This window comes from Blastococcus sp. TF02-8 (assembly GCF_003319175.1).
Lineage (GTDB): Bacteria > Actinomycetota > Actinomycetes > Mycobacteriales > Geodermatophilaceae > Blastococcus.
Genome location: NZ_QOHK01000013.1, coordinates 51,650 through 72,674, shown reverse-complemented (window position 1 = coordinate 72,674; position 21,025 = coordinate 51,650). Strand labels below are relative to the sequence as shown.

22 protein-coding genes are annotated in these 21,025 nt (G+C 74.3%); 11 read left to right on the top strand and 11 right to left on the bottom strand.

The genetic code is table 11. From position 1 onward, the window contains the following. Window positions 1-5 precede the first annotated feature (5 nt). Together hisG and DQ237_RS18440 are read left to right on the top strand one after the other, a co-directional pair. Window positions 6-872, top strand: coding sequence for an ATP phosphoribosyltransferase (hisG, locus tag DQ237_RS18445; RefSeq protein WP_113801602.1), 867 nt, complete (start codon window positions 6-8; stop codon window positions 870-872). A gap of 8 nt (window positions 873-880) precedes the next feature. Next, entirely contained in the window at window positions 881-1,366 is a 486-nt protein-coding gene (locus DQ237_RS18440; RefSeq protein ID WP_166509676.1) for an SSI family serine proteinase inhibitor, read from the top strand. A 5-nt stretch (window positions 1,367-1,371) separates the two neighbouring features. Here the strand turns inward: DQ237_RS18440 and DQ237_RS18435 are convergent, their stop codons facing one another. Continuing rightward, window positions 1,372-2,376, bottom strand: a complete 1,005-nt coding sequence (locus DQ237_RS18435; protein ID WP_113801600.1) for a DUF2877 domain-containing protein — start codon at window positions 2,374-2,376, stop codon at window positions 1,372-1,374. A 258-nt stretch (window positions 2,377-2,634) separates the two neighbouring features. On the opposite strand from DQ237_RS18435, the gene DQ237_RS18430 reads away from it, so the two are divergent. Beyond that, on the top strand, window positions 2,635-4,575 hold the full coding sequence (locus tag DQ237_RS18430; RefSeq protein WP_240619735.1) for a PucR family transcriptional regulator: 1,941 nt from the start codon (window positions 2,635-2,637) through the stop codon (window positions 4,573-4,575). Between the two features lie 164 nt (window positions 4,576-4,739). On the opposite strand, the gene DQ237_RS18425 is transcribed toward DQ237_RS18430, so the two are convergent. Then, the gene (locus DQ237_RS18425) at window positions 4,740-6,050 is read right to left on the bottom strand and encodes an alkaline phosphatase (RefSeq protein WP_113801598.1); all 1,311 of its coding nucleotides are present in this window, start codon (window positions 6,048-6,050) and stop codon (window positions 4,740-4,742) included. Window positions 6,051-6,255: 205 nt separating this feature from the next. On the opposite strand from DQ237_RS18425, the gene DQ237_RS18420 reads away from it, so the two are divergent. From DQ237_RS18420 to DQ237_RS18405, 4 genes are all read left to right on the top strand, one after another. After that, window positions 6,256-7,014: an SDR family NAD(P)-dependent oxidoreductase gene (locus DQ237_RS18420; protein ID WP_113801597.1), complete on the top strand. Its 759-nt coding sequence runs from the start codon at window positions 6,256-6,258 to the stop codon at window positions 7,012-7,014. A 57-nt stretch (window positions 7,015-7,071) separates the two neighbouring features. Beyond that, complete coding sequence (locus DQ237_RS18415) at window positions 7,072-7,836, top strand: SDR family oxidoreductase (protein ID WP_113801596.1); 765 nt, start codon at window positions 7,072-7,074, stop codon at window positions 7,834-7,836. A gap of 9 nt (window positions 7,837-7,845) precedes the next feature. Further along, window positions 7,846-8,763: a DMT family transporter gene (locus DQ237_RS18410; RefSeq protein ID WP_113801595.1), complete on the top strand. Its 918-nt coding sequence runs from the start codon at window positions 7,846-7,848 to the stop codon at window positions 8,761-8,763. Between the two features lie 88 nt (window positions 8,764-8,851). Continuing rightward, the gene (locus DQ237_RS18405) at window positions 8,852-9,865 is read left to right on the top strand and encodes a nitroreductase (RefSeq protein WP_113801594.1); all 1,014 of its coding nucleotides are present in this window, start codon (window positions 8,852-8,854) and stop codon (window positions 9,863-9,865) included. Between the two features lie 3 nt (window positions 9,866-9,868). Here the strand turns inward: DQ237_RS18405 and DQ237_RS18400 are convergent, their stop codons facing one another. The 4 genes from DQ237_RS18400 to DQ237_RS18385 all read right to left on the bottom strand — a co-directional run bounded on the left by DQ237_RS18400 (window position 9,869) and on the right by DQ237_RS18385 (window position 11,765). Further along, window positions 9,869-10,672 (bottom strand): DUF998 domain-containing protein, encoded by an 804-nt coding sequence (locus DQ237_RS18400; RefSeq protein ID WP_240619734.1) that lies wholly within the window; start codon window positions 10,670-10,672, stop codon window positions 9,869-9,871. After that, entirely contained in the window at window positions 10,660-11,100 is a 441-nt protein-coding gene (locus DQ237_RS18395) for a hypothetical protein (RefSeq protein ID WP_113801593.1), read from the bottom strand. Before DQ237_RS18395 ends, DQ237_RS18400 begins: the two co-directional genes overlap by 13 nt. Window positions 11,101-11,165: 65 nt before the next feature. Next, window positions 11,166-11,366, bottom strand: a complete 201-nt coding sequence (locus tag DQ237_RS18390; RefSeq protein WP_113801592.1) for a hypothetical protein — start codon at window positions 11,364-11,366, stop codon at window positions 11,166-11,168. A gap of 99 nt (window positions 11,367-11,465) precedes the next feature. Further along, window positions 11,466-11,765 carry a hypothetical protein gene (locus tag DQ237_RS18385; protein ID WP_113801591.1) on the bottom strand — a complete coding sequence of 100 codons (300 nt, stop codon included), beginning with the start codon at window positions 11,763-11,765 and terminating at the stop codon, window positions 11,466-11,468. Between the two features lie 183 nt (window positions 11,766-11,948). On the opposite strand from DQ237_RS18385, the gene DQ237_RS20350 reads away from it, so the two are divergent. Beyond that, complete coding sequence (locus DQ237_RS20350) at window positions 11,949-14,582, top strand: ExeM/NucH family extracellular endonuclease (protein WP_304557986.1); 2,634 nt, start codon at window positions 11,949-11,951, stop codon at window positions 14,580-14,582. 72 nt (window positions 14,583-14,654) lie between these two features. Here DQ237_RS20350 and malQ read toward each other — a convergent pair whose 3' ends face one another. Continuing rightward, entirely contained in the window at window positions 14,655-16,484 is a 1,830-nt protein-coding gene (gene malQ, locus DQ237_RS18375) for a 4-alpha-glucanotransferase (RefSeq protein WP_113801590.1), read from the bottom strand. A gap of 84 nt (window positions 16,485-16,568) precedes the next feature. Between malQ and DQ237_RS18370 the strand changes: the two genes are divergently transcribed. The 3 genes from DQ237_RS18370 (at window position 16,569) to DQ237_RS18360 (ending at window position 18,825) form a co-directional block, all read left to right on the top strand. Then, the gene (locus DQ237_RS18370; RefSeq protein ID WP_113801589.1) at window positions 16,569-17,198 is read left to right on the top strand and encodes a LysE family translocator; all 630 of its coding nucleotides are present in this window, start codon (window positions 16,569-16,571) and stop codon (window positions 17,196-17,198) included. A gap of 16 nt (window positions 17,199-17,214) precedes the next feature. Further along, window positions 17,215-18,201 (top strand): TIGR03885 family FMN-dependent LLM class oxidoreductase, encoded by a 987-nt coding sequence (locus tag DQ237_RS18365; RefSeq protein ID WP_113801588.1) that lies wholly within the window; start codon window positions 17,215-17,217, stop codon window positions 18,199-18,201. Between the two features lie 111 nt (window positions 18,202-18,312). Beyond that, window positions 18,313-18,825 (top strand): hypothetical protein, encoded by a 513-nt coding sequence (locus DQ237_RS18360; RefSeq protein WP_205730283.1) that lies wholly within the window; start codon window positions 18,313-18,315, stop codon window positions 18,823-18,825. Between the two features lie 21 nt (window positions 18,826-18,846). On the opposite strand, the gene DQ237_RS20650 is transcribed toward DQ237_RS18360, so the two are convergent. From DQ237_RS20650 to DQ237_RS18345, 4 genes are read right to left on the bottom strand one after another with little or no spacing between them, the layout of a single operon-like run. Beyond that, window positions 18,847-19,110 (bottom strand): dihydrofolate reductase family protein, encoded by a 264-nt coding sequence (locus tag DQ237_RS20650; RefSeq protein ID WP_205730286.1) that lies wholly within the window; start codon window positions 19,108-19,110, stop codon window positions 18,847-18,849. Between the two features lie 9 nt (window positions 19,111-19,119). After that, window positions 19,120-19,410 carry a dihydrofolate reductase family protein gene (locus DQ237_RS20645; protein ID WP_205730282.1) on the bottom strand — a complete coding sequence of 97 codons (291 nt, stop codon included), beginning with the start codon at window positions 19,408-19,410 and terminating at the stop codon, window positions 19,120-19,122. A 32-nt stretch (window positions 19,411-19,442) separates the two neighbouring features. After that, window positions 19,443-20,213, bottom strand: a complete 771-nt coding sequence (locus DQ237_RS18350) for a sulfite exporter TauE/SafE family protein (protein ID WP_113801587.1) — start codon at window positions 20,211-20,213, stop codon at window positions 19,443-19,445. Next, complete coding sequence (locus DQ237_RS18345) at window positions 20,210-20,989, bottom strand: sulfite exporter TauE/SafE family protein (protein ID WP_113801586.1); 780 nt, start codon at window positions 20,987-20,989, stop codon at window positions 20,210-20,212. Before DQ237_RS18345 ends, DQ237_RS18350 begins: the two co-directional genes overlap by 4 nt. Window positions 20,990-21,025: the final 36 nt, after the last annotated feature.

Sequence of the window (21,025 nt, the reverse complement as noted above, 5' to 3'; positions counted from 1 at the left end):
GACCAGTGCTGCGCGTCGCTGTGCCCAACAAGGGCGTCCTGAGCGAGCCCGCGGCGGAGATGCTCGCCGAGAGCGGCTACCGCCAGCGGCGCAGCACCAAGGACCTCGCGGTGTACGACCCGGAGAACGACACCGAGTTCTTCTACCTGCGGCCGCGCGACATCGCCGTCTACGTCGCGGCCGGCACGCTCGACGTCGGCATCACCGGGCGCGACATGCTGCTGGAGACCGCTCCGGCCGACGGCGAGGGCCCCTCGGCCGTCGAGGTCATGCCGCTGGGCTTCGGCCGCTCCTCGTTCCGGTTCGCGACACCGCTGGAGTCCGGGATCGAGAGCGTCGAGCAGCTGGCCGGCAAGCGCGTCGCCACCGCCTACCCGGTGCTCGCGCAGCGCTACCTGCAGGAGTCGGGCCTCAAGGCCGAGGTCGTCAAGCTGGACGGCGCCGTGGAGACCGCGTGCCGGCTCGGGGTGGCCGACGCGGTGTGCGACGTCGTCGAGACCGGCACCACGCTCCGGGCCGCCGGGCTGCACATCATCGGTGAGCCGGTACTGACCAGCGAGGCGATCCTGGTCCGTCGGGAGGGGGCCGAGGAGATCCCGGCGGTGGCGCAGCTGCGCCGTCGACTGCGCGGGGTCCTGGTCGCACGCCAGTACGTGATGCTCGACTACGACTGCCCGAACGAGCTCCTCGAGAAGGCGACGGCGATGACACCGGGCATCGAGGGGCCGACCGTCAGCCCCCTGCAGACCCCGGGCTGGTCGGCCGTGCGCGCGATGGTGGCCAAGGCGGACACGAACCGGGTCATGGACGAGCTGTGGGAGCTCGGCGCCCGGGCCATCCTGGTCACCAGCATCCACGCCTCCCGCATCTGAGGAACGCCGTGCCGCACACCGCCCGCTGGTCGGCTGCCGGGCCGGCGCTCGCCGCGGCGGTGGTGCTGTCGGCCTGCGGCGGAGGGGCCGGCGGTGCCTCGTCGGGTGGCGGTCCGACGGGCGGGGACGTTCCGCCGGCCGCCGGGATCTCGCGGCCGGAGAACGACCTGCGGATCGACGTCGACCGCGGCGACGGCAGCCCGCCGGAGTCGTGGACGCTGCTGTGCGCGGGGGTCGTCGAGGGCACGCATCCCCAGGCCCAGGCCGCCTGCGACCACCTCGCCGGGATGGCCGACCCGTTCGCCGCACTTCCCGGCGACGTCATGTGCACCGAGCAGTTCGGCGGGAACCAGACCGCCTCGGTCACCGGTCGCTGGCACGGCGAGGCGGTGGACCTGGAGCTGTCCCGGTCCGACGGCTGCCGCATCTCCCAGTGGAACTCCCTGGGCCCTGTCCTGCCGATCCCCGTGGGGGTCGACGACCCGCCGTCCTGACGCCGTCAGCGGCGCGTGGTGCGCTCCACGAGGTCGATCGCGGTGCAGAGACCCAGCGCCACGGCCCGGCCGCTGGTGGCACCGCCGGCGAGCAGCCGGTCGACGGCCGGCTCCAGCGGGCGCTCGCCCACGAGGCCGCGCAGCACGGCCGCGTACTCGGCGCTGACCCGCCCGGCGGCGGCGTGCCGGAGCAGGGCCGCCGAGAGCTCGGTCGTGCGGCCGGCGGCCAGTGAGCAGACCCCCGTGGCGAACCGCTCGGCGGCCGGGTGCCCCAGCAGGACGAGGCCGGCGATGGTGCCGGCCATGACGTCGTCACCGGCGGGGACGAGGCCCGGTCCCAGGCCGATCAGCCGGGTGGCGGTGCGGAGGGCGGCCTCCAGGTCGGCGCGCCGCACGGCGCCGCGGAGCGCGGCGAGCGGTCCGCCGGGGCCGGTCGGCAGGCCGGGCAGGGTGAAGGAGCTGTGCGGCACGCCCTCGCCGTACAACGTGTTGCGCAGCTGCCGGACGCCCTCGGGGAGGAGCGCCGGGCGGTCCCCCGGGAGCCGTGGACGCGGGTCCCACCAGGCCGCGGCGCTCACGGCCAGGTCGCCGGCGGCGATCCGCCCGCCCCCGACCTCCGCCGGAGACCCGGGAGGCAGCGCGACCAGGGGACGACCGTTGCTGGGGCGGAAGAGGACGCAGCCCAGGGGGAGGCGGGGCGCGTCTCCGGTCAGGATGCCGACCACGTCGCCGCCGGCGCGGTCGCCGGGAACGTGCAGGTAGACGGCAGTCGGCACCGCCAGCAGCACGCGGGCCGGACGCACGGGGCCGCGGAGCAGCGTGGCGATCCCGGTGCTGGCCGCGGCGGGCACGGCCGTGGCCGCCTTCGCCGGCGGGGTGGTGCGGACCGCGGCGCGCGCCGAGTCACGGGGCAGGGGGATCGTGGGTACGCCGGCACGGGCCGCGCGGCCGCGCAGCGCAGTCCCGTCGCTGGTACCGGTCCGGACTGTGGTGTCGTCGATCGCGCGCATCTCGGCCTCTCCCCGACGGGACGGAGAGGGCCGGTGGGTCGGCCCCCTACCGTTCGATCCAGCCGCCTCCGGGACGGGCGGCAGGCCTCCGGGAGGAGCGCTTACCATCCTTCGAGCGGGTGGAACGGCTCGAACCTAGGCGGCGCGTCGCACGCCCTCTTATGGCGGATGTCGCCAAGAATGGGTCTCGGCGTCCAGGGACACCTGACATGATCCCGCGGTGTGGCACCCTGGATGACGACCGGAAGGAAAGGCCTCGTGACCCAGAGTGACGCGTCGCTCGTGACCTCCACGCAGAGTAATGGAACGTCACCGTTCCGTCGCAATTGGGCGGTCGACGAGTCGCCGCGCCCCGACCTCCGCGACGAGCGGGCGAGCTGGCAGCAGCGGATGGGCCTGACGGTGGAGGAGGCGCTCGGCCTCCCGGCGCTCAGCGGCACCACCGTGACGGCCGGGGCGGCCGGGCTCGCGCGCACCGTTCGGCACATGGTCGTCGACGACCCGTCCGAGCCGCTGGCGGCAGCAGGTCCCGACGTCCTCGTGGTCCTCGGTGCCCGGCTCCCACCGGCGGACCCGGCGAGCTGCCGGGCGCTGGTCGAGCGGCTGGACCACCTCGGTACCGCGGCGCTGGCCTACCGGCGCACGGACGGTCCGACCCCGCTGCCCGGCGAGGTGCTCGCCGAGGCCGAGCGTCGGGGCCTGCCCGTGCTGGCCCTCCCGTCGGGGGCCCGGCTGGACGAGATCGTCTCCTCGGTGCTCGGGACCGTCGTCGCCAAGCAGGGCGAGGCGCTGGCGCTGTCCTCGCGCATGGACGACGAGTTCACCGAGGTCGCGCTCACCGGTGGGGGGCTGGCGGAGGTGACGCAGCGGCTCGCCGTGATGCTCGAAGGCGCGGCCGTGCTCGGTCTGGGCCCGGACCGCGAGGTCGTGACGAGTGCCGGCCCGGCCGACGACGTCGCCGAGATCAGTGACTGGCTGTGGCTGCTCGACGCCGCCGCGGACGACGCGCTGGCCGAGCTCACCCCCTCGCGCCGGCTCTCCGGCGTCCGGGCCGACCAGACCGTCGTCACCCCGGCCGCCGTCCTGGCGGGCGCCGACCTGTCACCGGCCGACGGCATCCTGCTGGTGCCCGGGCACCACGAGCTCCCCGGCGGCGTGGGCGAGTACGCGGTCGCTCCGATCATGGCCGGCGACCAGCGGCACGGATGGCTCGTCGCCGTGCACCGGTCCGGGGCGATGATGCTCGGCGCCGGTGGCGTGCTGGAACGGGCCGCCGTCATCGCCGCCCTGTCGGTCATCCGACTGCAGGCCGTCCACTCGGTCGAGCTGCGGTTCCAGGGCGACCTCGTGCGCCGGCTGGTCGGCGGGGCGGTCGGCCACACCGAGCGGACGCTGGCCTACACCCGGTCCTTCGGCTGGCGGCTCGACGGCCCGGTGGCGGTGCTCGTGACCGCCACGGAGATCGCCGCGGACAGCGCGGTCGACCCCACCCGGGCCCTCGACACGCTGGACCGGCTGGCCGACGGCTGGCGGGCGGCGCTGGAGTCGGAGGTCGCGGGGGCCGCGGTCGCCGGGCTCGCGACCGAGATCGTGACCCTGCTGCCGCTGGACGGCCGGACGCCCGAGGAGCTCTCGGCACTCGTCGCCGCCGTCACGTCACGGGTCAACGGGCGCATGCGGCGGATGGGCCGGCTCCTCGGCACCGGCATCGGCCGCCCCGCGGAATCGCTGTCGGAGCTGGCCGAGGCGCACCGGCAGGCGCAGCGTGCTCTCGGGGTCGGCCAGGAGATCCACGGCGGCTCGGTCACGCACTTCGACCAGCTGGGCGTGTTCCGGCTGCTCTCGCTGATCCCCGACAGCAGCGAGCTGCGCTCCTACGTCGACGAGGTCCTCGGTCCACTGGCCGACGCGGCCGACGCGGACTCGGCGGACCTGCGGGAGACGCTGCGGGTGCTCCTGGAGACCAACCTCAACGTCGCCGAGTCCGCCCGCCGGCTGCACTTCCACTACAACACGATGCGCTACCGCATCGGGAAGCTCGAGCGGATCCTCGGCCCGTTCACGACCGACCCGACCCTGCGGCTGAACCTGCTGCTCGCGCTGCACGCGGCGCGGATGCGGGGGCTGGACCAGCCGCACCGTCCGCCGCTGGACGCCGGGCTCGCCCTGCCCGACGACGGCTTCGACGCGCTGGTCTGAGCCCGGGTCCCAGCCGGCCAGCTCGGTGCTGGCTGCCCACAACCGGCACGCCCCGGGGTCGAACACGGGTGAGCAGGACGTGGCCGAGGTGGTCGACCGAGAACGCCCGGCCAGCCGCCGGCCCCGCGTGAACGGGACCGGCGACCGTCGAGCGGGCCGGTGCCTCAGCGGCCGAACAGCACCCGGTGCATGACCTCGTGCAGGTGCGTGTTCGGGTAGTAGCCGACCAGTTGCTCGCTGCCGTAGCCGGCGCCGGTGACCACGGTCGGGACGCCGGTGTGGCCGGCGGTCGTCCAGTCCATGACGAACGTCCGGCTGTCACCGGGGATGGTGAACGGGCCGTCCTCGCCCGAGATCCCCGGGGCGCCGTTCTCGTCCCCGGTGTCGGGGCCCTCGATGCTCAGGCCGCCGCAGTCGTGGTCGCCGGTGACGACGAGCAGGGTGTCGGGGTGCGCCTGCACGTAGTCGCGGGCCAGCCGGACGGTGTCCTCGAGGTACTTCATCGACTGGAGCATGCGGGCGCCGTTGTCGTCGTGGGCGAACTCGTCGACGCCCTCCTCCTCGACGAGGAGGAAGAACCCGTCCTTGTCGCGCGACACGATGTCGAGGGCCTTCCTGGTCATCTCCGGAAGGGGTACCACCGGGGTGTAGACGTCACCAGCGCCCTCCGGTCGCTGCTGGAACATCTCCTCGTTCGCGAACAGCCCGAGCAGCTTGTCGCCCGTCGCCCGCTGCAGCTGGGAGCGGCTGGTCACGTAGGTGTAGCCGAGCTGCTTCGCGCGGCCGACGAGGTCGCCCTTCGTGCCCCTGCTGGCCTCCGCCGGGTCCTCCGGCGGGTTGTCCGGGAAGGCGCCGGGGGTGCCGGCCGGCAACCACCAGTCCTCGCCACCGCCGAGGATGACGTCCGGCCTGGTGACCTCGAGGTACTGGCGGGCGATGTCGTCCTGGTTGCTCCGGTTGGCGGTGTTCGAGAAGAACGCCGCGGGGGAGGCGTCGGTCACCTGGGCGGTGGTCACGATGCCGGTCGCCTTGCCGGCGTCCTTCGCCTCCTTCCCCAGCGTCAGCAGTGCCCGGCCGGGGGCGTCCTTGCCGCCGACGGGAGCGTTCGCGACGCTGATCGCGCCGTTGTAGGTCTTCACGCCGGTGGCCCACGCGCTCGCCGCCGCGGCGGAGTCGGTGATGGTGTCGTTCACGTCGTCGGGGTCGGTGGTCTGGAGACCCGTCGCGCCGAGGGTGTTCATGACCAGGTCGCCGTCGTAGCCGACCTGGGCGAGGCGTGCGGCCTCCCGGTGGGCGGCGGACATGCCGTCGCCGTTGATGAAGATGACGTTGCGGGTGTGGGGGTTCCCCTTGCCACCCGGGGCGGCCGAGGCGTCGGTGGGCGCCAGGACGAGGACGCCCCCCGCCACGGCGGCGGCGGTCACGGCCGCGAGGCAGGCCGGCAGCGTGCGGCGCAGGTGCACCGATCGGGTCATCGGGTGTGCTCCTCTCACCCGCGGGCGCCGTGCCCGCGGCGCCCCGACCCTGCGCGCGGCCCGGGAACGGCGCGTGAGCGGTGCGCGGCGCCGGCGTGAACGGTTGCCGACACCACCGAACCGAGGTCGGAGAGGCGTGCGGGCGCGGTGCCCGGGGCAGGACACGGTTCGGCGACCGCACCGGGCGGCCGCGGGAGGAGAACCCATGAGCGAGACACCTCGACCCCTCGAGGGCAAGGTCGCCCTGGTCACCGGGGCCTCGTCCGGCATCGGCGAGGCGACGGGCGTCGCCCTGGCGGCCGCGGGTGCCGCCGTCGCCGTCGGGGCCCGCCGGAAGGACCGGCTCGCAGCGCTCGCCGAGCGGCTGGGCGGCACCGGGGCCTCCGTGCTCGCCCTCGACCTCGACGTCACCGACGAGCAGTCCTGCGCCGACGCCGTCCGCCGTACGCGCGAGGAGCTGGGCGGGCTGGACGTCCTGGTGAACAACGCCGGGGTGATGCTCCTGGGGACCATCGTGGGGGCCGACCCCGAGGACTGGCGGCGGATGCTCTCCACGAACGTCCTGGGCGTCATGTACATGACGCACGCCGCCGTCGACGGCATGGTCGAACAGGGCAGCGGTGACATCGTGAACATGTCGAGCGTCGCCGGTCGCGTGGCCCGCAAGGGTGCTGGTGTCTACAACGCGAGCAAGTGGGCGGTGAACGCCTTCAGCGAGTCGCTGCGCCAGGAGGTGACCGGCCGGGGCGTCCGGGTCAGCCTCGTCGAGCCCGGGGCGGTCAGCACCGAGCTCACCGACCACATCACCCAGCCCGAGGCCAAGGCCGCGTCGGTGCAGATGTACACCAGCATGCGGTCGCTGGAGGCCGACGACATCGCCCGGGCGGTGCTCTACGTGGTCTCGCAGCCGGCGCACGTGGCCGTCAACGAGGTGCTGGTGCGCCCGACCGACCAGGAGCGCTGACCGAGGAGCGACGACGCTGCGCTGGGCAGCGAGGGCGCGGCCGGGCAGACTGCGCCGGTGGACGTTCTCGTCACCGGTGCCACGGGCCGGCTCGGCCGCCGGTTGGTACCCCGACTCCAGCAGGCAGGCCATTCCGTCCGGCAGATGTCCCGCCGAGGGCACGGGCCGGGAGGTGTGCGCGGTGACCTCGCCACCGGTTTCGACCTGGCGCACGCACTCGCCGGCGCGGAGGTCGTGGTGCACGCGGCGAGCGACCCACGGGGCAACCCGTGGGAGGTCGACGTCGCCGGTACCCGGCGACTGGTCGAGGCCGTGGACCGCGAGCGCCTCCGGCACCTCGTGCACGTGTCGATCGTCGGGATCGACCGCATCCCGCTGAACTACTACCGCGCCAAGTACGCCGCCGAGCAGGTCCTCCTGGCCTCCGGGCTGCCGGTGACCCTGGTGCGGATCACCCAGTTCCACGAGTTCGCCGACGAGCTGCTCGAGACGGCCAGGCGCGGACCGCTGCTCCCGGTGCCGATGGGCTGGCGGGTCTCGCCCGTCGACGTCGACGACGCCGCGGCCCACCTGGTCGGGGTCGCGACGGCGGAGCCCGCCGGGGGAGTGGTGGAGTTCGGCGGCCCCGAGGAGCACTCGGTGGCCGACCTCGCTCGCTCGTGGGCCTCGGTGCGGGCGCCCAGCGCACGGGTCGTCCCCACGCCCGTCCCGGGTCGGATCGCCGCCGCGATGCGCGACGGTGCGGCGATCCCCGAGCGTGGCGAGCGGGGGAGCGTCACCTGGGCGCAGTACCTGGCGGGAGGTGTCACCGGCGGCCTCTAGGGTCCGCTCGTGACCTCGCCTCGCACCGTCGTCCCGGATCCGCGCACGCTCCTCGCCGTCGTGGTGACGGTGCTGTCGTGGGCCTCGGCGTTCATCGGCATCCGGGCGGTCGGCGACGACCTCGCACCCGGTGCCCTGGCACTCGGCCGGCTCCTCGTCGGCACGCTCGTCCTGGGCCTGCTGGTCAGCCGGCGCGGCTGGGTGCGCCCGTCCCGGGCCGACTGGCGGCTGCTCGTGGTGTGCGGCGTCGGGTGGTTCGGCGTCTACAACGTCGCCCTCAACGCCGCCGAGCGGCATCTCGACGCCGGCACGACCGCCATGCTGGTGAACATCGGCCCGATCCTCATCGCGCTGTTCGCCGGGCTGTGGCTCGGCGAGGGCTTCCCACGGCCCCTCGTGGTGGGGATCGCGATCGCGTTCGCCGGCGTCCTGCTGATCGGCCTGGCCACCCGGGGCGCCGGGGCCGACCTGCTCGGCGTCGTCCTGTGCCTGGTCGCGGCCTTCACCTACGCGGTGGGCGTCGTCGCCCAGAAGCCCCTGCTGGGCAGGTTGCCGGGCCTCCAGGTCACGTTCACCGCCTGCGCCATCGGTGCCGTCTGCTGTCTGCCGTGGGCCGGGGCCCTGGTGGCCGACCTGGGGGATGCTCCGGCCGCGTCGGTGGCGGGCATGGTCTACCTGGGTGTCGTGCCGACCGCGCTGGCCTTCAGCACGTGGGCGTTCGCGCTGTCGCGCATGGACGCCGGCCGTCTCGGGGTGACGACCTACGTCGTGCCGCCGCTGGTCATCCTGTTCGGCTGGCTGCTGCTGGACGAGGCGCCGCCCGCCCTCGCACTGCTCGGCGGTGTGGTCTGCCTGGTCGGCGTCGCGGTCTCCCGCGCCCGTGCCCGCCGTCGGGCCGCGCCGGTGGTGGAGACGGCCGTCGGCTGATCCGGCCGGTGTGCGCGGTGGGGCGCGCATGGGGTAGGCACGGGGTCGGCGCACCGGAGCGGTGGGCCAGGAACCAGGAGGGGACGTCGTGGAGGAGCAGGACTGGGCGGGAGTGGTCGCCGCCGCGACGCGGGCGCCGTCGATCCACAACACGCAGCCGTGGCGCTTCGTCGCTCGCGACGACCGGGTGGAGCTGCACCTCGACGCGGCCCGCGCGCTGCCGGTGCTGGACCCGACGGGGCGTCAGCAGGTCATCAGCTGCGGCATCGCGCTCGAGTTCGCCGTCGTCGCGCTCGCCGCTGCCGGGTGGGGCGCGGAGACCGAACTGCTCCCGGACGGCACGGGTGCGCTGGGCGTCATCCGGTTGACCGGACCGGTGCCCGCGGACGACGAGGCGCGAGCGCTGGCCGCGGCCATCGACCGCCGGCACACCGTGCGCACCCCTTTCGCCGCGCGTGCGGTGCCCGCCGAGCTGCTCGACCGGCTGCAGGCCGAGACGGGCAGGTTCGGCACCTGGCTCAAGCCGATCACGCGCTCGGAGGAGGAGGTCGCCACCGTCTTCCTGATCTCCCGCGCGGAGGAGATGGAGCAGGGCGACCCTGCCTATCTGGCCGAACTCGAGAGCTGGCTGCGCACGGATCCGGCGGCCGAGGACGGCGTGCCGGTGGGCGCGGTGCCCGAGGGGGATCCCCACGAGCGCGCCTCGAACTGGCTGATCCGCGACTTCGTGGCCGGCCAGCGGGAGCCGCACGCCTTCCGCGCGGCCGGTGACCCCGACGCGCCGCCGCCGGAGGTCGAGCGCCCGGCGGTCGTGCTCATGGGTACCGAGGGCGACGACCGGGAGGCGTGGCTGCAGTCCGGCCGGGCGCTGGCCCGGGTGCTGCTGCGGGTCACCGACGCGGGGCTCGTGGCCTCGCCCCTGACCCAGGCGCTGGACTGGCCGGCCACCCGCACCCGCATGCAGTCGCGGCTGTCGCTGGTCGGGTACCCGCAGATGCTGCTGCGGCTGGGGTACCCGCCCGACCGGGCCGACGGGCCGGCACCGGTGGTCAGCGGGCGGCGTCCGGTGGCGGACGTCCTGCGCTTCGAGCCGGCGGGCTGAGCCTCAGGAGCGGCGGGTCGGGGCCCAGGGGTCCTCGGGATCGATGTCGTCGCCGTCGTCCCCGGTCTCCGGAGCGGCGGGAGCGCCGGGCTGCGTCGTCCGTCGCCGGGCAGCGGCCTCGAGCGCGGCATCCCGCTCCCGGGCCCGCTCGGCGCGCCGGGCTGCCTCCTCGGCCCGCTCGGCGCGGCGGGCGTCGACCGGTGCGGCGTCCGCGCGGCCGGTCCGGACGAGCAGGAGGGCGGTCAGGGCGAGGGCGATCGGCAACGGATAGGCAGCCGCACGCTCGGTGCCGCCCTCGCCCAGGATGTCGGTGACTCCGGTGAAGAAGAAGATCGTCGCCGCGGTGGCGATCATCCCCAGCAGCACCACGGCGGTCCCGACGAGCTCGGAGCGCGGCCGCACGCCGTACGCGAGCGCGATCAGGCCCAGGCCACCGCCGACGAAGTACAGGACGGCGCCGATCGCGTGCATGGTGCCGTTGCCGTCGGTGGGGAAGACGCCGACCAGCAGCACGCCGAGCGAGGCCGCGGCGAGCAGCAGCGGTGCGACCCGTGCGGCCGCTCCGGAGAGGGCCGGTCGCAGCAGCAGCGCGCCGCCGAGGATCAGGGCGGCCTGGACGACGAAGGAGGCGTTCATCAGCTCGCGGCCGGGGGAGTCCGACGCCCCGAGGGCGCTGATCACCTGGTCGATGCGCGAGTACGGGGCGTCGTAGCGCGCCTGGGCGAGCGCCTCCAGCACGAAGAACTGGAGGGTCAGCAGCCACAGCAGAGCGCCCCAGCGGAGGCGGGCGGGAGTCACGCGGGCCATGGTCCCAAATCCGCCTGGGAGACCCGGGAGAGGACGGCGGCGTACTGGCCGGCGGTCAACCAGGAGGGGTTGCTGCCGGCGGGCATGCGCAGCACCTCGGCCCGGCTGAAGTCCGGATCGGCAGCAAGATCCGCGCGGGGGACGGGTTCGGCCAGCAGTCGGAGGCGCACGGGGACGGTGGGCCCTCCGCCCCGGTCGTCGACATCCCCCGTGACGGTGCCGAGCGCGTGCACCCCGGGGCGGTCGCGCCCGCTGACCCACAGGACGCACGGCCGGCCGGGGCTCATGAGACCGAGCCGGTAGGAGGGACGGACGCACCGGTCGAGCACGACCTCCTCGCCCGGCGTCCAGGTGTCGGCGAGGCGCTCCGGCACGAGCGCGGACTTGAGCAACCAGCAGGCGACGTCGTCGGCGGTCAGCCGGGTCATGGGATGCCTCGCCCGCGGGTGCGGGGGGTGGGGCATCCCGGACCCGCGGTGGGGGAGTGGCCGGCTCAGTCGGTGGCCGAGTGCCGGTCGGCACCGGCCGGGTCGGCGTCGTCGGAGCCGACGGCCTGGCGCTCCTGCTCGGTGCGGTGCTCGAGGGCCTCGTCGCTCAGGTGCGGGTCCTTCGCGTGCTCCTGGCGGTCGCGCGGAGCCGACTCCTCGGGCTGGATCACGTCGTCGAGGGTGGGGCGGTCGTGGGACTCGGTCATCGTGGCGTCCTCCGGTCGGGGAGCAGTCGTCTCGGGAAGCGGTCGACGAAGCCATAGCCCGTGCCCGCCCGCGCTAACCGGGACGGTGATCACGGGTGATCACCGCGGCTCGAGCCGCGCGGCCGGAAGCCACGCCTCGACGAGAGCCGGCCCGTACGGCCCGTTCACGGCGTAGGTGACCCGGCCGTGCCAGCCGCCAGGGCGCTGCTGCCACTCCACCAGGAGGCCCGGCCAGGTGCCCGGGGCCTCCGGCGGGTCGTGCACCCAGCAGTGCCGGCCCTCGGGGTCGCCGGCGGGGCGCTGAGGCGCCGGGGCCGGGGTGGCGGCGACCCCGGAGTCGGCCGCGCGCTCGCCGAGGGAGCGGCGACCGGAGCGTCCTGGATGCATGCCGCCGGCCATGCGAGGAGTCTGCCACCTGTTCGAACGCCTGTTCGACCCCACGCCCCGGAGGTGTGGCGCGTGGGGCGGGTGGGGCGAGGCGGAGAGATCACCTTGCTGTCGTCGGCGGGTCACCTAGCGTCTGGGTGCTGTCACCCGGTGCCACTACGGTCGCCGTGTCCTGATCCCCGTGGAAGGAACTCCGTGCTCCCACGCTCCGCCCGCACGCGTCTGGTCGCGCGTCGCACCACCCTGGGCGTGCTCGCCGCATCGGCGTGCACGCTCGGGCTGCCCGGCCTGGCGCAGGCCGCGCCGGCCACCACCCCCTTCATCTCCGAGATCCACTACGACAACACCGGTACCGACGTGGACGAGTTCGTCGAGGTCGAGTTCCCGGGCGGCACCGGCTCGGCGGGCTGGAAGGTCGTCCTCTACAACGGAGACCTCGGCACCGGCCCCACCGCTCGCAAGGTGTACGACACCGACCCTCTCCCGACGGTGACCAACGGCGTGGCCGTGGTCGGCTACCCCGCCAACGGGTTCCAGAACGGCTCGCCCGACGGCGTCGCCCTGGTCCGACCCGACGGCAGCGTCGCCGAGCTCCTCTCCTACGAGGGCTCCTTCACGGCCGCCGACGGCCCCGCCGCCGGAATGGCCAGCACGGACATCGGCGTCTCCGAGGCCGGGACCGAGGCGGCGGGACAGTCCCTCTCCCGTCGCTACAACACGCAGACCGGCACCTACAGCTGGTTCGGGCCGGCGGCGAACTCCAAGGGAGCGGTGAACCCGACCTTCACCCCGGACCCCCCGCCGCCGCCCTTCGACGCCTGCGCCGCCACGCCGTCGCACGAGATCGGCGCGGTCCAGGGAACCGGCGCGACCTCGCCGCTGGCCGGCAAGCAGGTCACCGTCCGCGGCGTCGTCGTCGGCGACGTGCCCGGCTTCAACGGGTTCCACCTGCAGGACGTCGACGGGGACGGCGACACCGCCACCTCCGACGGCGTCTTCGTCTACAGCTCCGTGCCGGTGGGCCTCGGTGACACCGTCGCCGTGCGGGGCGCCGTCTCCGAGTTCGGTGGTCTCACCGAGATCACCTCGCGCAGCGAGGTCGGCGTCTGCGCCCCGGGCTCGGCGGCCGACCTGCCGACGGCGGCTCCGCTGGACCTGCCGGCCGACGACACCGCCCGCGAGCGGGTCGAGGGGATGCTCGTCGCCCCGGTCGACGAGCTCACCGTCAGCGAGGTCTACGACCTCACCAGCTTCGGGGAGCTGATCCTCTCCGAGGGGGGCCTCCTGGTGCAGCCCACCGAGCTGGCCCGGCCCGACACCCCCGAGGCCGCGGCGATCGTGGCGTCCAACGCGCTGCGCAGCATCGTCCTGGACGACGGCGTCAGCGCGCGGGTCACCACGTCCAGCGCGCCCTACCTCACCCCGAACACCCCGGTCCGCGTGGGCGACGTCGTGCGCTTCCAGGAGCCGGTCGTGCTGAGCTACGGCAGCTCCGCGTGGCGGCTGCAGCCGGCGGACGGGACCTCCGACGGCGTCTTCCGACCCCAGAACACCCGGACCGCCACCCCGGACGCGGTCGGTGGTGACGTGAAGGTCGGTGCCTTCAACGTCCTCAACTACTTCCTCACGCTGGAGAAGGACGGTGGCCGAGGGGCGAAGACCCCGGCGGACTTCGAGCAGCAGGCCGGCAAGATCGTGCCCGCGATCGAGGCGCTCGACGCAGACGTCGTGACCCTCATGGAGATCGAGGACACCGACACCACGAAGTACAGCCCCGGCAACGCCGACTCCGCGCTCGCGGACCTGGTCGGACGGCTCAACGCGGCCGCCGGCTACCAGAAGTGGAGCTACGTGCCGCTCCCGCAGGAGCTCTACGGCGTGCCCCGCGACCTGATCCGCAGCGCGATCATCTACCAGGACGACGTCGTGCAGCCCGTCGGTGGCCCGGTGGGTCTGGTGGACGAGACGGTCTGGTTCAACGCCCGCGAGCCGCAGGCGCAGACCTTCGTCAAGGACGGCGACGCCTTCACCGTCGTGGCCAACCACTTCAAGTCCAAGGGCTCCGGCTCGGGCGGGGACAACGCCGACGCCGGTGACGGGCAGGGTGCCTCGAACGGCGACCGCGTCCGCCAGGCCCGCTCGCTGGCCGCCTTCGTGCAGGGGCTGCGCGAGTCGACCGGCGACGAGGACGTGGTGATGCTCGGCGACTTCAACGCCTACACCCAGGAGGACCCGATCGAGGTCCTGCGGCAGGCCGGGTACGCCGACCTCGGCAGCGCCCTCGACCCGGAGCGGTACAGCTACGTGTTCGACGGCCTGTCGGGCTCGCTGGACCACGCGCTGGCCACGCCGGCGCTCACGGAGAAGGTCACCGGCTTCGCGCACTGGAACATCAACTCGGTGGAGTCCTTCGCCTACCAGTACGTGGGCGACCCGAAGCTGTACGCCCCGAACCCGTACCGGGCCAGTGACCACGACCCGCTGGTGCTCGGCATCGACCTGGACGAGCGCTGCCAGGGCCTGGTGCCGACGATCCGCGGCACGAACGGCCCCGACACGCTCCGCGGCACCAACGAGCGGGACGTGATCATGGGTCTCGGTGGCGACGACGTCGTCACCGGCGGCAACGGGAACGACGTCGTCTGCGGTGGCGCCGGGAACGATCGCCTGGCCGGCGACAACGGCGACGACGTCCTCTCCGGTGGTTTCGGGGACGACGCTCTCGACGGCGGCAACGGTGACGACCGGCTGATCGGCGGCCCCGGGACCGACCGGCTGACCCAGGGCCGCGGTACCGGCGCGAGCGAGCAGGACGGCGTCGAGTCCTGACCTGACCAGCTGCGCATGCGCACCGGCGCGGCACCCCCGAGAGGAGGTGCCGCGCCGGTGTCGTCTCCGGGATCAGGCGGAGCCGATGCCCCCGGCCAGGGTGCGCGCCACGCTCTGCAGCAGCGGGTGGCCGGGGAGGTCCTCGACCAGGACCGGTAGCGGGAGCGACCAGTTCGGGCGTTCGTTCGCCCCGGGCATGTTCGGCCGACGCTGCTCGCCCACGGCGTCGTCCAGCGTGGCCGACAGCAGCAGCGACGGCGACTGCGCCAGCAGCTCGTGCGCCCGCTCCACGGCCTGCTCGACCGAGGCGTCGTCGGAGAGCCCGGGCAGGTGTGCGAGCAGCGACGCGCGCCCCCGCTCGAGCTCCTCGTCGGTGCCCGTGCCGTGCTCGCGCTGCTCGTCGACGTCGGCCTCGGTCCACAACCCCGCCACCGTCGGCAGGTCGTGGGTGGTGATCGCGGCCATCGCCTCGGCCGGCCACTCCGCGGGGTCGTCGTCCTCGAACCAGAGCAGTCGGTAGGAGAGGACGCCGTGCTCGGCCATGGCCTCGCGGACGCCGTCCTCGACCGTGCCGAGGTCCTCGCCCACGACCAGAGCCTGTGCGCGGTGGCTCTCCAGGGCGACGATGTCGAGCAGGTCCTCCGACGGGTAGCGCACGTAGGCGCCGTCGGCCGCGCTGCCGTCGGCCGGCACCCACCAGAGGCGGAACAGCCCCATGACGTGGTCGATCCGCAGACCGCCCGCGCCGGCCATCGTGGCCCGGATCGACTGGATGAAGGGCTCGTAGTCGGCGTCGCGCAGCCGCCACGGGATCAGCGGTGGGGACCCCCAGTCCTGGCCGGCGGAGTTGAAGGCGTCCGGCGGGGCGCCGACGCTGACCCCGTCGGCGAGGGCCTCCTGCCAGACCCAGGCGTCCGCGCCGCCACCGGCGAAGCCGATGGGCAGGTCCTGGATCACGGTCAGGTCGCCGGTGGCCGCGGTCAGCTGCAGGTCCAGTGCCCACTGGAGCCAGGCGTGGAAGGCGACCACGGCGCCGTGCTGCTCCTGGTAGGTCGCCAGCGCGGGCGATCCGGGCCGGCGCAGCTCCTCGGGCCAGGTGTGCCAGTCCGCGCCGTGCTCCTCGGTGATCGCCGCCCAGGTCGCCCAGTCCTGCAGCGTCGTGCCCTGCTCCTCGCGCCAGCGGGCGAACGCCTCCCCGCCGCCGTGGGCGAAGAAGATCCGCATGAGCACCTCGCGCTTGCGCGCCCAGATCGCGTCGCGGTCGATCAGCGGCCCGTCGGAGAGCGCCCGACCGGCGTCCTCCTCCAGGTCGACGGCGTCGGCGCCGGGGACCTCGGCCACCCGCAGGTAGATCGGGTTCAGGAAGCGGCGGGTCGCCGGCAGGTACGGGCTCGCCTCCTGCTGCTCGATCGGGGCGACCGCGTGCAGCGGGTTGATGAGCACGAACCCGGCCCCCTGCTCCTCGGCCATCCGTCGGATGCTGCGGAGGTCGGCGAGGTCGCCGATGCCCCAGCTCTCCCGGCTGCGGGCGGCGTAGAGCTGGACCGCCCACCCCCAGGCACGGTCCTCGGGCAACCAGCAGCGCCCGGGGGAGACGATCAGCCGGCGGCGGCGCCCCTCGGGGGACTGCAGCCAGTGGTAGCCGAGCGGGAAGTCCTCGGGCAGGTGGCCGTCGATCTGGCGGACCTCGCCGTCCTCGCAGACGACGTCGGCCTCGTCGACCTCCAGCGAGTCCCCGGGGCGGGCCACGATCGGTGCGCGGTCGTCGAGGTCGGCGGGTGGCTCGCCGATGATGCGGCGCAGCGTGTCGATGGTCTCCTGGGCCACCTGGTGCTCCTCGTCGAGCGCGTCCAGCCAGCTCGCGTCGATACCCCAGGCGTCGGTCGTCGGCTTCGGTGTCACCGGTCGATCCTCTCCGGGGGGAGGGCTGCCCGCAGTGTGGGCGGCAGTGGCGTTCCTCGCCGCCGGTCGGGGCAGGATGGCGCGGTGACCCTGGGGACCGCCGTGCTGGGCTTCGCCGTCGTCGCGGCGGCGCTCACCGTCACCCCGGGGCTGGACACCGCGCTGGTGCTGCGCGCCGCCCTCACCCGGGACCGCCGGGAGGCCGCCGCCACGGCGGCCGGCATCGTCGCCGGGATCGTCGTGTGGGGCGCGGCCGCGGCGGTCGGGATCTCCGCGTTGCTCACCGCCTCGCAGCTCGCCTACGACGTGCTGCGCTGGGCGGGAGCGGCCTACCTCGTGTGGTTCGGCGTCCGTCTGCTCGTCCGTGCGGCGCGCGCGAGGGACGAGGCGGCGGCGGCCGGTCCGGTCCCGTCGTCGGCGTGGCGGGCTGCCCGCGCCGGTCTGGCCACCAACCTGCTCAACCCGAAGGTCGGCGTCTTCTACGTGGCACTGCTGCCGCAGTTCCTCCCGGCCGGCAGTGACCCGTTCCTCGTGGGTCTGCTGCTCGCGGCCGTGCACGGGGTTCTCACCGCCGTCTGGTTCACGCTCCTGATCGTGCTGGCGGGCGCGCTCGGCCGGTGGCTGCGGCGCCCCGCCACCGCCCGGGCGATCGACGGTGTGACCGGCGCCGCGCTCGTCGGGTTCGGCCTCCGGTTGGCGGTCGCCGCCCGCTGACCGTAGGCATGGCTGCATGCCGGTCCTCGGGTTCCACGCCTCGCACGAGCAGATCCACCCCGCCGCCTTGCTGGACTCCGTCCGGTACGCCGAGCAGGTGGGCTTCACCGGCGCCATGTGCTCCGACCACCTGACCCCGTGGAACCCGCGCCAGGGGCACTCCGGCTTCGCGTGGTCGTGGCTCGGCGCGGCGATGGCGACGACGTCGCTGCCGTACGGGGTGGTCAACGCCCCGGGCCAGCGCTACCACCCCGTGATCGTGGCGCAGGCGATCGCCACCCTCGGAGCGATGTTCCCCGGCCGGTTCTGGGCGGCGCTGGGGAGCGGCGAGGCGATGAACGAGCACGTGACGGGGGAGAAGTGGCCGCGCAAGGACGTGCGTGATGCCCGCCTGCGCGAGTGCATCGACGTCATCCGCGCGCTGCTGGCCGGGGAGGAGGTCACGCACGACGGGTTGGTCACGGTGGACCGGGCGCGCGTGTGGAGCCTTCCGGACCAGCCGCCGGCCCTGGTCGCACCGGCGGTCACCGCCGGGACGGCCCGGCGGGCGGCCGAGTGGGCCGACGGGCTGATCACCATCAACCAGCCGGTCCCGACCCTCCGCGAGCTCATCGAGACCTACCGAGGAGCCGGCGGACGCGGGAAGCTCGCCGTCCAGGTGCACGTCTCCTACGACCCCGATCCCGACCGCGCCCTGGCGATCGCCCACGACCAGTGGCGCAGCAACGTCTTCCCGCCGCCGCTGGTCTGGGACCTCGACACCGCGGAAGCGTTCGACCAGGCCAGCGCGCACGTGCAGCCGGCCGACGTCGAGGGCGCGGTGCTGATCTCCGCGGACCTCGGCCGGCACACCCAGTGGCTGGCGGAGCTCCTCGAGCTGGGCTTCGACGAGGTGTACGTCCACCACGTCGGTCAGGAACAGCGTGGGTTCCTCGACGCCTTCGGGCAGCACGTCCTGCCGCAGCTCCAGGTGACGCCGAGAGAGGCGGCGGCTACCCGCTGACGACCGTTCAGGCACGTCGATTCCCTGAGGGATGGCCCACTCGGCGTCGGCGGGGTGTCCTGCGGGGATCGGTCGCCGCCTGTGCCTAGCGTGGCGCACGAGGTGAATGGAATGACCGAACCGAACGTGACCATGTCCCTGCCGAAGCAGAACGCCGACGGCACCCCGACCGCCGCGGCCCCGGTACCTCCGCTGCCCGACGCGACCCCGGTCGACGAGGCGTCCGAGAGCCCGAACGCCACGTCGCCGGTGACCGTGCGCCCCTCGCTGCGCCGCCCACGCCGGGGCCCGATGACGGTGATGGGCCCGTGGGCGCCCGTCGCCGGTGGTCTGGTCGGCTTGCTGCTCGGCGTGATCGCCGCGGTCGTCCTCGGCGGCTCGGCCGACTCGTTCCAGGAGGAGCTCGCGCTGGTGTTCGCCGTCGTGGGCCTGGGCCTGCTGGGTGCTGCGGGCATCCTGCTGGCCGACGAGGTGCGGATCATCCGGCAGCAGACCCGCGAGGCCGCCGTCCGCCCGGCGTGGGTGGAGACGACCGCCGGCCTGGTGAACGGCCTGACCCCGGCGCGGCTGCTCCTGGGCGTCAGCGCGTTCGTGCTGTTCCTGGCGGCCTACGTCAGCCGCTGAGCGGCCGAGGCCCGGCGGTGCTCACCGCCGGGCCTCGTACCGGGTCAGGAGCACGCCGCCGGGGAACGTCCGGGTCTCCACCAGGTTCACGTTCACCCAGCCGTCGAGGGTCGGGAAGAACGGTGTGCCACCCCCGATCAGGACGGGATGGGTGACAACCACGTACTCGTCGATCAGGCCGGCGCGCATGGCCGCTGCGGCGAGCGTGGCGCCGCCGACGTCCATGGGGCCGCCGTCCTCGGTCTTGAGCCGGGCGATCTCGGCGACGGCGTCGCTCGCGACCAGGCGGGCGTGTCAGTCGACCGCGCCGATCGTGGAGGAGAAGACCACCTTCGGCAGGTCCCGCCACCGGCCGGCGAACTCGACGTGCGCGGGGGTGGCACCGGGCTGCTGGTCGGCCGTGGGCCAGTGGGAGCTCATCGCCTCCCACAGCCGGCGCCCGTAGAGCGTGAGGCCGGTCGCCGCCACCCGGTCCGACCAGAACTGGAACAGCTCGTCGCTCGGCGCCCCCCAGGTCAGATCGTCACCGGGTGCGGCGACGTAGCCGTCGAGAGACACGTTCATGGCGTAGGACAGCGTGCGCATGCGGCGGCCTTCCGGTTGGTGGACGCCGATCATCACGGGAAGAACGCCTGGACGGCGAGACGGACCGCGAGGGCCAGCCCCGCGAGGGCGATGACCCGGCGCAGCCCCGCCTGCGGGGCCCGGCGCACCACGGCCGGGCCGATCCTTCCCCCGATCAGGCAGCCGATGGCCAGCGGGACGACCGCGGACCACGCCACCGAGGCGAAGAGGACGTAACCGACCGCCGCGACGGCGTTGGCGACGCCGAGGATCACGTTCTTCATCGCGTTGCCGCGGGGTAGGCCCTCGCCGGTGCCGAGCAGGTACATCGCCAGCAGCAGCACGCCCGCCGCGGCGCCGAAGTAGCCGCCGTAGATGGCGACGACGAAGGTGCCCAGCGGCAGCCACCGCGGATCGCCGCCGCCGGAGGAGTGGCGGGCGCCCTCGGCGGCCAGGTCCCGCGGCGGACGCTGCACCAGGATCGCGGCCGAGGCGCCGGCGATGAGGACGGGGACGATCTTCTCGAACGCCTCGGTCGGCGTGAGCAGGAGCAGCACCGCTCCCGCGACCCCGCCCAGCACCGCCGCCACGGCGAGGGGGAGGAGTCGCCGGCCCTGGCCCCTCAGCTCGGGACGCGAGGCGCTCACCGACCCGACGCTGTTGAGCACCAGCGCGACGGTGTTCGACACGTTCGCGGTGACCGGGGGCAGCCCGGTGGCCAGCAGCGCCGGGTAGCTCACGAGGGAGGCCAGCCCGGCGATGCTTCCGGTGAGGCCGGCGCCGATCCCGGCGAGGACGAGGAAGAGGAACTCCAGGGGGGTCATCGGCTCAGCAGCACCCCGATCGCGACGACGCCCAGCGCGACGATCGCCGTCCGCAGGACCGGCTCGGGCAAGCGCCGCCCGAAGCGGGCGCTGAGGTAGGCGCCCACGAGCGACCCGGCCGCCAGGAGCGCAGCCGCCGTCCAGTCCACCCGGTCGGTGGCCACGACGACGTAGGCGCCCGCGGCGACGGTGTTGACCGTCAGGGTGAGCACGTTCTTGATCGCGTTGAGCCGCTGCAGCGACTCGGGCAGCAGGAGCCCGAAGAGCCCGATCTGCAGCACGCCCTGGCTCGCGGCGAAGTAGCCGCCGTAGGTGCCGGTGAGGTAGGCGCTGCCGAAGAGGGCGGCGAGCCGGCCCGGCGCGATCCGCGCAGTCGCCGCTGCACCGGACCGCCGGCTGTCCAGCCGCCGGCGCAGGAGCGGGTGCACGGCGACCAGTACGACGGCGACCGCGATCAGCACCGGCACCACGGCCTCGAAGGTCGAGGCGGGCAGGTGCAGGAGGAGGTAGGCGCCGGTCGGGCCGCCCAGGACCGAGGCCGGGACGAGGCTCAGCAGCAGCCGCCGCTGACCGCGCAGCTCCTCGCGGTAGCCGATCGACCCGGTGAGGTTGCCGGCGATCAGGCCGAGCGAGTTGCTGATCGTGGCCGGGACCGGGGGTAGCCCGACGGCCAGGAGGGCCGGGAAGGAGACCAGGGTGCCCGAGCCGACGACGGCATTGATGCCGCCCGCGGCGAAGCCGGCAGCCAGGACCACCGCCATCTCCCAGCCGGTCATGCGTTCATCGGCTGCGAGCCTGGCACACGGTCCCGG